Source organism: Sphingomonas sp. CCH15-F11 (assembly GCF_001557005.1).
Classification (GTDB): domain Bacteria; phylum Pseudomonadota; class Alphaproteobacteria; order Sphingomonadales; family Sphingomonadaceae; genus Sphingomonas.
Map to the genome: position 1 here is coordinate 1 of NZ_LSKG01000081.1, position 12378 is coordinate 12378.

Below are 12378 nucleotides of genomic sequence, written 5' to 3' on the forward strand. Positions count from 1 at the left end.
TGCCAGCGGCCCCGGCCTGCGCCGGGGCGACGGAGTTGATAATGCCGCTCTACCTCAACGAAGACCAGACCCTCCTGCGCGACACCGCGCGCCAGTTCGTTGCCGAACAGGCACCCGTCCGCCACCTGCGGCAGCTGCGCGACAGCAACGATGCGACCGGGTTCAGCCGCGACTTGTGGAAGCAATTCGCAGAAATGGGCTTCACCGGCATCCTGATCGACGAGGATCAGGGCGGCGTCGGCATGGGCCATGTCGAGGCCGGCGTGGTGCTGGAGGAAATCGGGCGCAACCTCTCGCCCTCCCCCTTCCTGTCGACCGCGGTCGCGGCGGTCGCGGCGCTCAGGGGGACGCCGCACGCCGAACGCTGGTTCCCCGGCATCGTGGCGGGCGAGACAGTCGCGGCGCTGGCGATCGACGAGTCGGCAAAGTTCACCGGCAAGGTCGCGATGAAGGCCGAACGCTCCGGCAACGGCTTCAAGCTGTCGGGCGCCAAGCAGTTCGTCACCCACGCCCACGTCGCCGACGTGATCCTGGTCGCGGCGACCACGGCGGACGGCGCGCCGCCGACCCTGTTCGCGGTCGATCCCAAGGCGGCGGGGCTGACGATCGACCCCCAGCGGCTGGCCGATTCCAGCCTCGCCTCGCGCCTGACCCTCGACGGGGTGCAGGTCGATGCCGATGCGGTGGTCGGCGAAGTCGATGACGATACGCCGCTCGCCCGCCTGCTCGCCGCCGGGCGCACCGGGGTGGCCGCCGAAATGCTGGGCGTCGGCGCGGGCGCGATGGACATGACGATCGATTACCTGAAGCAGCGCAAGCAGTTCGGCGTCGCGATCGGCAGCTTCCAGGCGCTCCAGCACCGCGCCGCGCATCTCTATTCGGAGATGGAAGTCGCGCGCGCCGCCGTGCTGCGCGCCCAGCAGATGCTCGACGCCGGCCAAGACCGCGCCGACGAAGCGGTCGCGGTCGCCAAGGCGATGACGGGGATCGCCACGACCCTGGCGGTGCAGGAAGGCATCCAGATGCACGGCGGCATCGGCATGACCGACGAATATGACATCGGCTTCTACATGAAGCGCGCGCGCGTGCTGGCCGAGATGTTCGGCGACAGCAATTTCTTCGCCAACGCGCTGGCGGAGAAGGCGGGATATTGAGCGATACCGATTGACCCGAAGGCCGTTCGTTTCGAGCGAAGTCGAGAAACGCGCACCCGGCGAAACGTGTCTCGACTTCAGCACGCAGTGCTGAAGTTTATCCTGAGCGGCTGGCTTGCCAGCCAGTCGAAGGGCTCGACACGAACGGCAACCTCGTTGAAGAGCACCCTGCCATGACCGACCAAGCCCGCGCCGAAACCCCTGAAGCACTCGTCGCCCAGTTGATCGACTTGCTCGATGTCGAACGCCTCGACACCGACCTGTATCGCGGTGCGCGCCAGCCGGGCGGCGTCGGACGCGTCTTTGGCGGCCAGGTGATCGCGCAGGCGCTCCAGGCCGCGCAACGATCGGTCGACGGGGGCAAGGAAGCGCACTCGCTTCACGCCTATTTCATGCGCGCGGGCAACGAGGATTTTCCAATCATCTATCGCGTCGTGCGCGATTTCGACGGCAAGAGCTTCGCCAATCGCCGCATCATCGCGATGCAGCAGGGTCAGCCGATCCTCAACATGACCGCGTCGTTCCAGCTGCCCGAACCCGGCATGGCGCATCAGGATGCGATGCCCGACGTGCCGCCGCCCGAGGCGCTGAAGTCGGAAGCCGTGCTGCGCGCGGAGATGGGCGATCGTATTCCGGAGAAGTTTCGCAAATTCTTCCTGCGCGCCCGCCCGATCGAGATCCGGCCGGTTGCGGTGCGCGACTGGTTCGCGCCCGAAAAGCTGCCGCCGGTCCAGCATGGCTGGTTCCGCGTCGCCGCGCCGCTGCCCGACGATCCCGCGCTGCACCGCGCGATGCTGAGCTATGCGTCCGACATGTCGCTGCTCGGCACCTGCCTGTTGCCGCACGGGGTCAACTGGCTGACCCATCCGGTGCAGACCGCAAGCCTCGACCATGCCGTGTGGCTGCACGAGCCGTTCCGCTTCGACGACTGGCTGCTCTACACCTGCGACAGTCCCTGGGCCGGCCATGCGCGCGGATTCAACCGCGGCAAGTTCTTCGACCGGCACGGCCGCCTCGTCGCCAGCACGACGCAGGAGGGGCTGATCCGGATGCGCGGCTGACGATCACCTGTGGGGCATCAACCGCTGTGCTGCGCCGGTGGCCGCGCGTGTCTCGCCTGCCAGCCGTTTGACCTCGTTGGCGACGACGCCGAATCCGCGGCCGGCGTCCCCCGAACGCGCGGCTTCGATGGCGGCATTTAGCGCGAGCAAATTGGTCTGCTCGGCGATCTGCTCGATCTGTGCGACGACAGTGCCGAGCGCGCCGAGTATCTGCCCCAGCTCGGCCTCGCGCCGTTCGGCCTCGCGCTGGAAAAACTGCGTTTCCGTCAGCTTGGCTTCCAGCTCGGCCTTCAGGGCGACTTCACGCGAAACGTCGTGCGCAAACAGGATCACGCGCGACGGCTGCCCACGCCCGTCGAGAATCGGCGCGTAGGTAACCTGCAGCCAGTGCGTCGCCCCGCCTCGCCCTAGTTTCGCATAGCGGCCTGAAACCGTGGTCCCCGCATTCAATTGCGGCCATATATCCTCGCCGCGGTGCGGATGGATATCAGCGGCCCAGAGCTCGCGGACGTGCGGCATGGTTTCGCCGTCACGGCCGTGGCCGAGCGTCTCGATCATTTGCCGGTTGGCGCGAACCATCCTGCCGCCAGCATCGAACTCTGCGATCATCAACCAGCGGTCGAGCGCGTCCAGCTTTGCGGCATCCTCAGCCATGCGCAGCTTGGCCGCGGTCACGTCGCTTGCGACCTTCAGAATCTTCGGCTGACCATCGTCCGAAATCAGGCTGGAATAGGTCGCCTGAAGCCAGATATGCCGTCCACCGCGCGCGACGCGAAGCACCTCGCCCGAGTGATCGGCTTCGGTGGCAAGCATTTGCCAAAACGCCGCATAGCCGGGCGATGCCGCGTAGACCGGGTCGCAGAACTGACGGTGATGGCGACCCGCAATCTCCTCGATCCGATAGCCGAAGGTCGACAGGAACTTTTCATTGGCCCAGGACAGGGTTCCCGTCGGCGTGAACTCCGCGACGAGTTGCGATCGATTCACCGCTTTCCACAAAGATGCCTGACGGGTTTGATCGAACATTGCCGTCGAAAGTCCTGGTCGTTCATTTCCATCGCTAACCGTAACGAATGAAACCTTTGTGAATCGCGCCGGCGTCAGCGATCGGCTGCGTGGACTTTCGACCGCCCCGCGCCTAGATCGGCCGCCATGCCCGCCGGCCCCGACATCATCAGCCTCGGCTGCCGCCTCAACATTGCGGAGAGCGAGACGATCCGTGCGCTGCTGGGCGAGCGCGACACGATCGTCGTCAACAGCTGCGCGGTGACCAATGAAGCGGTGAAACAGACGCGCCAGGCCATCCGTCGCGCCCGCCGCGCACGACCCGACGCCGAGCTGATCGTCACCGGCTGCGCGGCGCAGATCGACGCGGCGAGCTTTGCGGCGATGCCCGAAGTCACGCGCGTGATCGGCAATCGCGACAAGCTGACCGCCGCCGCCTGGGCCAGCCCCGCACCCGTTGTCGTCAGCGACATCATGGCCGTGCGCGACACCGCGCCGCACCTTGCCGCCAGCTTTTCCGAGCATGTCCGCGCGTTCGTCGAGGTGCAGAATGGCTGCGACCATCGCTGCACCTTCTGCGCGATCCCGTTCGGGCGCGGCAACAGCCGTTCCGTGCCGGCGGGGGCGGTGGTCGATCGCATCGCCGACCTGGTGGCGGGCGGGCGCCGCGAGGTCGTGCTGACCGGCGTCGACCTGACGAGCTATGGCGCGGACCTGCCGGGCCGGCCGACGCTCGGGGCGCTGGTCGAGCGCGTCCTGACGCACACGCGGGTCGAACGGCTGCGGCTGTCGTCGCTCGATTCGATCGAGATCGACGACCGGCTGTTCGACCTGCTGACCGGCGAGGCGCGCATGCTGCCCCATGTCCATCTCTCGCTCCAGGCGGGCGACGACCTGATCCTCAAGCGGATGAAGCGCCGCCACAGCCGCGCCCAGGCGGTGGCGATCGTCGCGCGGCTGAAGGCGGCGCGGCCGGACATCGCGATCGGCGCCGACCTGATCGCCGGCTTCCCGACCGAGGACGAGGCGATGGCCGCAAACACGCGCGCGCTGATCGACGATTGCGACATCGTCCACGCGCATATCTTCCCCTATTCGCCACGCGCCGGCACCCCGGCCGCGCGGATGCCGCAGATCGAACCGGCGCGTGTCAAAGCGCGCGCGGCCGCGCTTCGCGAGCGTGCCGCGATCCGCCGGGGGGCATGGCTGCGCACCCTGGTCGGCACGCGGCAGCAGATACTGGTCGAGCGGCCGGGAACGCGCGGCCATGCCGACAATTTCGCGAATGTGGCGCTCACCACCCCGGCCCGGAACATCGGAGACATCGTGACCGTCGAAATAGACTCCGCCGCTAACGACATGCTGGTGGGCACGGCCCGATGAGCAGCTGGTCCGAACGCCTGCTCGGCGGGTTCAGGAAGACGTCGGACCGATTGCTCGGCAATCTGGCAGGGCTGTCGGCGGCGCGGCTGACCGACGCGACGCTCGACGAGATCGAGGAAGCCCTGATCGCCTCCGACCTCGGCCCCGCTACCGCGGCGCGAGTACGCGCGAGGCTGGGCGAGGGTCAGTATGAGCGCAACATGGAAGAGCTCGGCATCCGCCTGGTCGTCGCCGAGGAGATCGAGCGCGCGCTCGAGCCCGTCGCGCGACCGCTCGAGATCAGCGCCTTCCCCCGCCCTCAGGTGATCCTGGTCATCGGCGTCAACGGATCGGGCAAGACGACGACGATCGCCAAGCTCGCCAAATGGCTGACCGATCAGGATTATGGCGTGATGCTCGCCGCCGGCGATACGTTCCGCGCGGCCGCGATCGGCCAGCTGCGCACCTGGGCCGAACGGATCGGCGTGCCCATCGTCTCGGGTGCCGAGGGCGGCGATGCGGCGGGCATCGTGTTCGAGGCGGTCAAGCAAGCGACCGCGACGGGCATCGACGTGCTGATCGTCGACACCGCCGGGCGGCTGCAGAACAAGCGCGAGCTGATGGACGAGCTCGCCAAGATTCGTCGCGTGCTGGGCCGCATCAACCCCGATTCGCCGCACGACGTCGTGCTCGTGCTCGACGCGACCACCGGCCAGAATGCGCTCAGTCAGATCGAGGTGTTCAAGGAAGTCGCGGGCGTCACGGGGCTGGTGATGACCAAGCTGGACGGCACCGCGCGTGGTGGCGTGCTGGTCGCGGCGGCTGAACAATTCGGCCTGCCGATTCACGCGATCGGCGTCGGCGAGACCGCCGACGACCTGCGCCCCTTCGACGCCAACCAGGTCTCGAGGATCATCGCGGGCGTCGAGCAGGTGCGCCGAAGCTGATCGTCGCCCCATTGGATACCGGGACCTCTGGCAGGTGAGGCGCGAACTTTGCCAGCGGTCCCGGCCTCCGCCAGGACGACGCGACATCGGTTGAAGCGCCGCCCCGCGCACCCTACACGACACGCCATGTCACCCACCGAACGCCCCGCCATCTCCCCCGGCCTGCGCATGGCTGTCGATTTCGGCCCGCTTGCCGTCTTCTTCCTGGTCAACACGCTGAGCGGCGGGCCCCAGCTCAGCCGTATCCTGGCCGCGACCGCCGCATTCATGGTCGCGATCATCGCCGCGATGGCGCTGTCGTGGTGGAAGGCGCGGCACATCTCGCCGATGCTTTGGATTTCAAGCGCGTTGGTGCTGCTGTTCGGCAGCCTGACCCTCTATTTTCATGACGAGACGTTCATCAAGATCAAGCCGACCATCGTCTACACGATGTTCGCGGTCATCCTCGCCTATGGTTTGGCGACCGGACGGCCGCTGCTCCAGATGCTGCTCGAAAGCGCCTATCCCGGCTTGAGCGCGACCGGATGGCGAAAGCTGACGCGCAACTGGGCGATCTTCTTCGCCTTCATGGCGGTGTTGAACGAGGTCGTCTGGCGGTCGGCGAGCTGGGATTTCTGGGTCGGGTTCAAGCTGTGGGGCGCGGCGCCGCTGACCCTGCTCTTCGCCTTTGCCAACATTCCGATGCTGCTCAGGCACGGGCTTCAGACCGAACCCCCCGCCGACATACCGGTGCCGCCGGAGGGCTGACCACATGGCGTCGCCCCGGCGCAGGCCGGGGCCGTTGGCAGTTGGAGCCCGACTTCGGCCAGCGATCCCGGCCTTCACCGGGATGACGTATAAGCGGCGGGCCGCCCCGCATTGCGCGGGGGCGGCCCGCCTTCAGCTCAGCCCTGGTCGGCGCGGCTCACGCCCTCACCGTCGAGATTTTGCGCCACGAATTCCCAGTTGATCAGGTTCGCGGTCACCGCGTCCAGATAGGCCGGGCGCGCATTGCGGTAGTCGACATAATAGGCATGCTCCCACACGTCGATGGTCAGCAGCGGCTTCATGCCGTCATGGACGACCGGGGTGTCGGCATCATGGAGCGAGGTCACCTTCAGGCTGCCGCCGTCGAGCACCAGCCAGCCCCAGCCGCTGGCGAAATGGCCGACGCTCTCGGCCTTGATCTTCTCGACCAGCGCGTCCGCCGAACCGAAGCTTTCGTTGATCATCTCGGCCAGCTTGCCGCTCGGCGCCTGCTTCTCGGGCGACAGGCAATGCCAGAAGAAGGTGTGGTTCCAGATCTGCGCGGAATTGTTGAACAGACCCTTGTCGCCCGCGTCCTTGGCATGGCGGATCAGCGCCGACAGCGAATGACCGCCAAGGCCCTTTTCCTCGACCAGGCCATTGGTCTTGTCGACATAGGCCTTGTGGTGCTTGCCATGGTGGAATTCGAGCGTTTCGGCCGACATGTGCGGTGCCAGCGCGTCCTTGGCATAGGGCAGTGCGGGAAGTTCAAAGGCCATGATGTCCTCCTTGGCAGTAACGGCTCGGGTGTCCGCCTAACGCATCAGGCCGCGCTTTGCCGCATCAAAATTCCGCTGACTGACCCAAGGACGGTACGTCGGGCGCAATTTCGCGTCAGCCCAGGTGCCCGAGAAGATTGTGCCGCTTGAGCGCATGGCGCAGCTGATCATAGCTAAGCCCAAGCGCATCGGCGGTCGCGCGCTGGTTGAACCGCTGCTCGGCCAGCGCGCGCGCCAACAACTCGCGCTCGAACCGGTTGACCCGGCTCTTGAAATCCTGCCCGTCGCACGGCGCCTCGCCGATCGGCGGCGGGGCGACTGCCGGGCTCGCTGCGGGCGCGACCCCACCGTCGGCGGGGGTCGGGACAGTGGCCGGGCCCGGGCGATAGGGCGATGCGAACGGATCGATCTCGATCGCGTCGATCGGCCCTGCGATTTCCCAGCGATAGACCGCGCGCTCGACGACGTTGCGCAGTTCGCGGACATTGCCCGGCCAGTGATACTGGGTCAGCTGGTCGAGCGCGAGCGGGCCGAATCCTTCCCATCGGTCGCGGCCCAGTTCCGACGCCATGCGCCGGCCGAAATGTTCGGCCAGCACCAGGATGTCGCCGGCGCGCGCGCGCAGCGGCGGCAGCGTCACGACCTCGAACGACAGCCGGTCGAGCAGGTCGGCGCGAAACGTGCCCCGATCGACCCGGTCGGGCAGATGTTCGTTGGTCGCCGCGACGATGCGGACGTCGACGCGCAGCGGGCGCGATGAACCGATCCGCGTCACCTCGCCATATTCGACCGCGCGCAGCAGCCGCTCCTGCGCCGCCATCGACAATGTGCCGAGTTCATCGAGGAACAGCGTGCCGCCATGAGCTTCCTCGAACCGGCCGGCGCGCGACTTGGTCGCCCCGGTGAATGCGCCCGCCTCATGCCCGAACAGCTCGGCTTCGATCAGGGTTTCGGGAAGCGCCGCGCAGTTCATCACGATCAGCGGCTGGTCCCAGCGCGGGCTGAGCCGATGAAGTCGTTCGGCGACCAGTTCCTTGCCGGTGCCGCGTTCGCCGATCACCAGCACCGGGCGGTCGAGCGCGGCGGCGCGACTGGCACGCTCCAGCACGTCCAGAAAGACGGTCGACTGTCCGATGACCTGGCTCGCGCGTTCCATGGCCTGGCACTTGGCGTAGAATCCCAACACTTGGCAAGTGTCGATCGCATCGCGGCCCGTTCATCGGGGCGAAAGGTCGCAAAACCGCCACTCCTTGATTTGGCACAGCGGTTGCAAAGCCTGTTGCACCACCCGCAGCGGTGGACAACGATACCAAGGTTCAGGGAGAAAACCCATGGAACGCCAGGAACGCCAGAATGCCACGACCCGCTTTGCCACCCTGCTCCCCGTCGGGATTTGCGGTGCGGCGCTGCTGCTCGGTCTTGCCCAGCCCGCCGCCGCCCAGGCGCGCGAAATGAGCCGTGACCAGTGGATGGCGCGTGTGGCCAACAGCCTCAATGCGAACATCCGCTCGATCGACGGTGTGCCGCAGGCGGTTCGCCAGAACGCGGCAGCGATCGTCGCCGTGACGTTCGACGCCGACGGCAAGTGCCGCGGCGCGACGCTGGCCCGGCCGACCGGAAACGCCGTGCTCGACCGCGAAGCGATGCGCGCGGTGTCGAAGGTCAATTTCCCGCAGATGCCCCAGGCGCTGCGCGGGTCGGCCCGTACCGTCGCGATGGAGGTGTTCTTTGGCGACCCGAGCCTCAACCCCGAGCGGGCGAAGATCCGCAACACCTCGACCAAGGTCGCTCGCGGCCACGTCAAGAGCAACCCGGACAGCCTGAACAGCTGATCCGTCCCGGCCGGGGCGGCGACGCCCCCAACGTCGCCCCGGCCCGTCAAACCTGATTGCACGCACGAAGGAGTATCCCAGATGGGCATTTTTTCCCGAACCCGCGACATCATCGCCGCGAACGTCACCGACCTGCTCGACAAGGCGGAGGACCCGGCCAAGATGATCCGGATGATCATCCTCGAAATGGAGGAGACTCTGGTCGAGGTTCGCGCCTCCGCCGCGCGCACCATCGCGGATCAAAAGGAAATGCGCCGCCACATCGCCAAGCTCGAGAAGCTGCAGGAGAGCTGGACCGAAAAGGCCGAGCTCGCGCTGAGCAAGGGCCGCGAGGATCTGGCCAAGGCCGCGCTGGTCGAAAAGCAGAAGGCCGCCGACATGGCCGAGCAGCTCGCCCAGGAGATCCATGTGCTCGACGATGCGCTCAAGGCGTCGGAAGAGGACATCACCAAGCTGCAGAACAAGCTGCGCGAGGCACGTGCCCGCCAGAACTCGATCGTCACCCGGCTCGAAAGCGCGACCAATCGCCTGCGCGTGCGCGAAATGTACGCCGGTGAGCGGATGCAGGACGCCTTCAGCCGCTTCGACCTGATGGAGCGCCGCGTCGACCTGGCCGAAGGCCGGGCGGATGCGGCCGGCCTGGGCGGCGCGCCCAAGTCGCTGGAGGAGGAGATCGCCGAGCTCAAGTCGGCCGAGAAGGTCGATGCCGAGCTGGCCGCGCTGAAGGCCCGCCTGAACAAGGAGGGCTGACGCCATGGAAGACGTCTTCCTTCCCATCATGATCGTGGGGATGCTCTTCATCGGGCTCCCCTGGGTGGTCATGCACTACATCACCAAGTGGAAGCAGTCGGCGACGCTGACCGGCGAGGACGAAAAGCTCCTCGACGAACTCCACTACACCGCCCGCCGGCTCGAGGAGCGGCTCCAGACTGTGGAGCGCATCATCGCCGCCGACGACCCCGACTTCCGGCCGAACCAGGCATCGCCTGAGCCCACCGGCTACGACTATACCAGGAGGAACTGAAATGTCCGCCAGCCGCACGAAACTCTATCTCGACAAACAGAACGGCAAATGGTCGGGCGTGTGCGCCGGGATCGCCGACTATACCGGAGTCGACGTGATGTGGGTCCGGATCGGGGCCGTCATCCTGACGCTGCTGGGCGGGTTTCCCTGGACGATCATCGCCTATTTCATGATCGCCTGGCTCGCGCCGGTAAAGCCTTCGGGCCTGTATGGCAGCCCTGAGGACGCCAAGTTCTGGCAGGGCGTGCGCTCGAACCCCAGCCGTTCGACGTCGGAAGTCCGCTCGAAGTTCCGCGACATCGATCGTCGCCTCGCCGACATCGAACTCTATTACACCAGCCGCAACCGCCGCCTCGCCGACGAAATCGACAGCCTGCGGTAAGCACCATCGGGCACAACAGGGAAGACGAACATGTCCGAACATCTGCTGATGGAATTGATGAAGCCGTTGATGCTGCTCGCCGCGCTGGGCCTGACGACCTGGCTGGCCGCCAGCTGGCTCCGCGGTCGCACGGGGCAGGCAGGCCAGGCCGCCGCCACCGAAAACGCCGCCGAGATCGCCGCGCTGCGCCAGGAGAATGAGCGGCTCAATTTCAACCTCCGGCTGATCGAGGAGCGCGTCGAAGTGCTCGAAGTGATCGCCACCGATCCCGCCCGCCGCGTGGCGCGCGAGATCGAGACGCTGGCCTGAACGGCCTTCAAGGGAACAGGGAGAAGCACAATGAGCTGGGGTGGACCGAGTTTCGTCATCGCGCTCATCGCCATGTCGATGATCGGCGGTCTGGTCACCACCTGGATACGCGCCAAGAACGGCTATCCGATCGAGGATGAACGGGGCGAGATGACCCCGCGTCCGAACCCGGATGCCGATCGCAAGATCGAACTGCTGTCGCACGAGAACGAGCGGCTGACGGGTCAGATCATGCGGCTCGAGGAGCGCATCGCAGTGCTGGAACGGATCGCTACCGATCCCGCCGACCGCATCGCCCGAGAGATAGACGCGCTGCGTTGATCGCCACGAACAGGGAAGCAAAGTTCATGGAACATATCGGACAGATTCTGAACGCGGCGCCGCTGATCGTCACGCTCACCGCACTCGGCATCGGCGGCTGGGTGCTCACCACGTGGATGCGGGTCAAACATGGCTATCCGCTTGACGGTGCCTGGGGCCAGTCCATCTATCCGCAGCGTAATGACGAGGCGATGGAACGGATCAAGCTGCTCAGCCAGGAAAATGCGCAGCTGCGCGCCGAACTGGGCGCGATCAAGGACCGGCTCGCCAATGTCGAGCGGATTGTCACCGATAGCAGCCACCTGCTCGACCGCGAGATCGAGCAGCTGCGCGGCCGGTCGAATTGAGAGGGTGAGACGCGATGAAGGAATTCATTCTGTGGGGTTTGATGATCCTGGTTATCGGGGGCGCAGCTTGGTCCACGATTGCTGGGAGCATCGAGGAAAACCGCAAAAATCGCGAACAGGCTGAAAAAGATAAGCTGATCGCCGACCTGCAGCGCCGGGCGCAGGAAAGCGAGCTGGTGATTGCCAGATTGACCACTCAGGACAGTGACGAAGTCGCGCACCTGTCCGCCCACATCAAGCGTCTGGAACAGCGCATCCGGGTCCTTGAGCGCGTCGTCACCGATCGCGGCACCGTATTGGCGCACGAAATCGACGCGCTGCGCGATGAAGCGGTAAGCTGAGGGAGAGCATCATGGACAAGGGCTGGATGGTCATCGGTTTCTTCTTCATCGTCGTCGGCCTGCCCGTGATGCTTGGCGTGGGCGGCGACATGTTCAAGCGGTGGCTGAAGCACAAGGAAGCGATGACCAAGGCGCTGAACGAGCAAACCGCCGAAAAGGCCGCGCAATATGCCGCGCAGGTCGAACGGCTGGAACAGCGGGTGCGCGTGCTGGAGCGCGTTGTCACCGACCGCGGCACCACGCTGGCCCATGAAATCGAGACGCTGCGCGATCAGCCGCTGAACTGACGCGCAATCAGGGAATAGCGACGCACCGACGGCTGCGGTGAGCAACGCCACAGCCGACTCCGGAACCGCGTCCGACACAAGGGAGCGAGAACATGACCGACCCGATGCTCACCCTCGCGATCACCACCGCGCTGCTCGCCGGCGTGGCGATGATCACCGCCGCGGCGCTCACCGCCTGGCGCGGCTGGCTGGCACTCAAGCAGCAGGAGCTGATGGTCACGGGCCAGAGCGCCCAGCCCCAGCCAAGCTCGGCCGGCGCGCGGATCGAGATTGCGGACCTCAAGGAACGCGTCCGCAAGCTGGAAGCGATCGCAGCGGGGGTGGATCTCTGATTGGCGAGCAGCCCCAGCGTTGAGGGTCGCTGGATTAGCCAGGGGCCCCGGCCTGCGGGAAGTGCTTAAAGTGGTGAGAGGCCCCGGCCTCCGCCGGGGCAACGACAGGTAGCGCGTCGCCCCGGCGCAGGGGCCCCCGCAAAGTAGTACTTTGCGGGGAACCCCGAAG

Annotated in this window: 18 protein-coding genes; 15 read left to right on the forward strand and 3 right to left on the reverse strand. The window is 66.3% G+C overall.

From position 1 onward, the window contains the following. The first annotated feature begins 41 nt into the window (after positions 1 to 41). Positions 42 to 1154 (forward strand): acyl-CoA dehydrogenase family protein, encoded by a 1113-nt coding sequence (locus AX709_RS07610; RefSeq protein ID WP_066548371.1) that lies wholly within the window; start codon positions 42 to 44, stop codon positions 1152 to 1154. A gap of 173 nt (positions 1155 to 1327) precedes the next feature. After that, the gene (locus AX709_RS07615; protein ID WP_066479926.1) at positions 1328 to 2215 is read left to right on the forward strand and encodes an acyl-CoA thioesterase; all 888 of its coding nucleotides are present in this window, start codon (positions 1328 to 1330) and stop codon (positions 2213 to 2215) included. 3 nt (positions 2216 to 2218) lie between these two features. Here AX709_RS07615 and AX709_RS07620 read toward each other — a convergent pair whose 3' ends face one another. Continuing rightward, positions 2219 to 3241: a methyl-accepting chemotaxis protein gene (locus AX709_RS07620; RefSeq protein WP_066548374.1), complete on the reverse strand. Its 1023-nt coding sequence runs from the start codon at positions 3239 to 3241 to the stop codon at positions 2219 to 2221. Positions 3242 to 3367: 126 nt separating this feature from the next. On the opposite strand from AX709_RS07620, the gene mtaB reads away from it, so the two are divergent. The 3 genes from mtaB to AX709_RS07635 all read left to right on the forward strand — a co-directional run bounded on the left by mtaB (position 3368) and on the right by AX709_RS07635 (position 6276). After that, positions 3368 to 4603 (forward strand): tRNA (N(6)-L-threonylcarbamoyladenosine(37)-C(2))-methylthiotransferase MtaB, encoded by a 1236-nt coding sequence (mtaB, locus tag AX709_RS07625; RefSeq protein ID WP_066548377.1) that lies wholly within the window; start codon positions 3368 to 3370, stop codon positions 4601 to 4603. Further along, positions 4600 to 5529 carry a signal recognition particle-docking protein FtsY gene (gene ftsY, locus AX709_RS07630; RefSeq protein ID WP_066479934.1) on the forward strand — a complete coding sequence of 310 codons (930 nt, stop codon included), beginning with the start codon at positions 4600 to 4602 and terminating at the stop codon, positions 5527 to 5529. Before mtaB ends, ftsY begins: the two co-directional genes overlap by 4 nt. A gap of 126 nt (positions 5530 to 5655) precedes the next feature. After that, complete coding sequence (locus tag AX709_RS07635) at positions 5656 to 6276, forward strand: septation protein A (protein ID WP_066548379.1); 621 nt, start codon at positions 5656 to 5658, stop codon at positions 6274 to 6276. 137 nt (positions 6277 to 6413) lie between these two features. Here the strand turns inward: AX709_RS07635 and AX709_RS07640 are convergent, their stop codons facing one another. Next, entirely contained in the window at positions 6414 to 7034 is a 621-nt protein-coding gene (locus AX709_RS07640) for a superoxide dismutase (RefSeq protein ID WP_066479938.1), read from the reverse strand. Between the two features lie 115 nt (positions 7035 to 7149). Next, the gene (pspF, locus tag AX709_RS07645) at positions 7150 to 8190 is read right to left on the reverse strand and encodes a phage shock protein operon transcriptional activator (RefSeq protein WP_066548381.1); all 1041 of its coding nucleotides are present in this window, start codon (positions 8188 to 8190) and stop codon (positions 7150 to 7152) included. 175 nt (positions 8191 to 8365) lie between these two features. Between pspF and AX709_RS07650 the strand changes: the two genes are divergently transcribed. From AX709_RS07650 to AX709_RS07695, 10 genes are all read left to right on the forward strand, one after another. Then, entirely contained in the window at positions 8366 to 8866 is a 501-nt protein-coding gene (locus AX709_RS07650) for a TonB family protein (protein ID WP_066479943.1), read from the forward strand. Between the two features lie 81 nt (positions 8867 to 8947). Continuing rightward, positions 8948 to 9616, forward strand: coding sequence for a phage shock protein PspA (pspA, locus tag AX709_RS07655; RefSeq protein ID WP_066479947.1), 669 nt, complete (start codon positions 8948 to 8950; stop codon positions 9614 to 9616). 4 nt (positions 9617 to 9620) lie between these two features. Then, positions 9621 to 9890, forward strand: a complete 270-nt coding sequence (pspB, locus tag AX709_RS07660; protein WP_066479950.1) for an envelope stress response membrane protein PspB — start codon at positions 9621 to 9623, stop codon at positions 9888 to 9890. 1 nt (position 9891) lies between these two features. Then, complete coding sequence (pspC, locus tag AX709_RS07665) at positions 9892 to 10272, forward strand: envelope stress response membrane protein PspC (protein ID WP_066479952.1); 381 nt, start codon at positions 9892 to 9894, stop codon at positions 10270 to 10272. Positions 10273 to 10302: 30 nt separating this feature from the next. Continuing rightward, positions 10303 to 10581, forward strand: coding sequence for a hypothetical protein (locus tag AX709_RS07670; protein WP_066479954.1), 279 nt, complete (start codon positions 10303 to 10305; stop codon positions 10579 to 10581). A gap of 30 nt (positions 10582 to 10611) precedes the next feature. Continuing rightward, entirely contained in the window at positions 10612 to 10902 is a 291-nt protein-coding gene (locus AX709_RS07675) for a hypothetical protein (RefSeq protein ID WP_066479957.1), read from the forward strand. A 26-nt stretch (positions 10903 to 10928) separates the two neighbouring features. Beyond that, positions 10929 to 11249, forward strand: coding sequence for a hypothetical protein (locus AX709_RS07680; protein ID WP_066548385.1), 321 nt, complete (start codon positions 10929 to 10931; stop codon positions 11247 to 11249). A 14-nt stretch (positions 11250 to 11263) separates the two neighbouring features. After that, positions 11264 to 11590: a hypothetical protein gene (locus AX709_RS07685; RefSeq protein ID WP_066548390.1), complete on the forward strand. Its 327-nt coding sequence runs from the start codon at positions 11264 to 11266 to the stop codon at positions 11588 to 11590. An 89-nt stretch (positions 11591 to 11679) separates the two neighbouring features. Next, a complete protein-coding gene (locus AX709_RS07690) occupies positions 11680 to 11877 on the forward strand; it encodes a hypothetical protein (protein WP_443025985.1) in 198 nt (65 codons plus the stop codon). 92 nt (positions 11878 to 11969) lie between these two features. Next, positions 11970 to 12209: a hypothetical protein gene (locus tag AX709_RS07695; protein WP_066548396.1), complete on the forward strand. Its 240-nt coding sequence runs from the start codon at positions 11970 to 11972 to the stop codon at positions 12207 to 12209. Positions 12210 to 12378: the final 169 nt, after the last annotated feature.

What these genes read in the sequence shown, in the direction of transcription:
- pspF (WP_066548381.1), bottom strand. Translation starts at nt 8,190, where the DNA reads ATGGAACGCGCGAGCCAGGTCATCGGACAGTCGACCGTCTTTCTGGAC.
- AX709_RS07620 (WP_066548374.1), bottom strand. Translation starts at nt 3,241, where the DNA reads ATGTTCGATCAAACCCGTCAGGCATCTTTGTGGAAAGCGGTGAATCGA.
- AX709_RS07635 (WP_066548379.1), top strand. Translation starts at nt 5,656, where the DNA reads ATGTCACCCACCGAACGCCCCGCCATCTCCCCCGGCCTGCGCATGGCT.
- AX709_RS07615 (WP_066479926.1), top strand. Translation starts at nt 1,328, where the DNA reads ATGACCGACCAAGCCCGCGCCGAAACCCCTGAAGCACTCGTCGCCCAG.
- AX709_RS07610 (WP_066548371.1), top strand. Translation starts at nt 42, where the DNA reads ATGCCGCTCTACCTCAACGAAGACCAGACCCTCCTGCGCGACACCGCG.
- AX709_RS07650 (WP_066479943.1), top strand. Translation starts at nt 8,366, where the DNA reads ATGGAACGCCAGGAACGCCAGAATGCCACGACCCGCTTTGCCACCCTG.
- AX709_RS07670 (WP_066479954.1), top strand. Translation starts at nt 10,303, where the DNA reads ATGTCCGAACATCTGCTGATGGAATTGATGAAGCCGTTGATGCTGCTC.
- AX709_RS07685 (WP_066548390.1), top strand. Translation starts at nt 11,264, where the DNA reads ATGAAGGAATTCATTCTGTGGGGTTTGATGATCCTGGTTATCGGGGGC.
- ftsY (WP_066479934.1), top strand. Translation starts at nt 4,600, where the DNA reads ATGAGCAGCTGGTCCGAACGCCTGCTCGGCGGGTTCAGGAAGACGTCG.
- AX709_RS07675 (WP_066479957.1), top strand. Translation starts at nt 10,612, where the DNA reads ATGAGCTGGGGTGGACCGAGTTTCGTCATCGCGCTCATCGCCATGTCG.
- AX709_RS07695 (WP_066548396.1), top strand. Translation starts at nt 11,970, where the DNA reads ATGACCGACCCGATGCTCACCCTCGCGATCACCACCGCGCTGCTCGCC.
- AX709_RS07690 (WP_443025985.1), top strand. Translation starts at nt 11,680, where the DNA reads ATGTTCAAGCGGTGGCTGAAGCACAAGGAAGCGATGACCAAGGCGCTG.
- pspA (WP_066479947.1), top strand. Translation starts at nt 8,948, where the DNA reads ATGGGCATTTTTTCCCGAACCCGCGACATCATCGCCGCGAACGTCACC.
- pspB (WP_066479950.1), top strand. Translation starts at nt 9,621, where the DNA reads ATGGAAGACGTCTTCCTTCCCATCATGATCGTGGGGATGCTCTTCATC.
- pspC (WP_066479952.1), top strand. Translation starts at nt 9,892, where the DNA reads ATGTCCGCCAGCCGCACGAAACTCTATCTCGACAAACAGAACGGCAAA.
- AX709_RS07640 (WP_066479938.1), bottom strand. Translation starts at nt 7,034, where the DNA reads ATGGCCTTTGAACTTCCCGCACTGCCCTATGCCAAGGACGCGCTGGCA.
- mtaB (WP_066548377.1), top strand. Translation starts at nt 3,368, where the DNA reads ATGCCCGCCGGCCCCGACATCATCAGCCTCGGCTGCCGCCTCAACATT.
- AX709_RS07680 (WP_066548385.1), top strand. Translation starts at nt 10,929, where the DNA reads ATGGAACATATCGGACAGATTCTGAACGCGGCGCCGCTGATCGTCACG.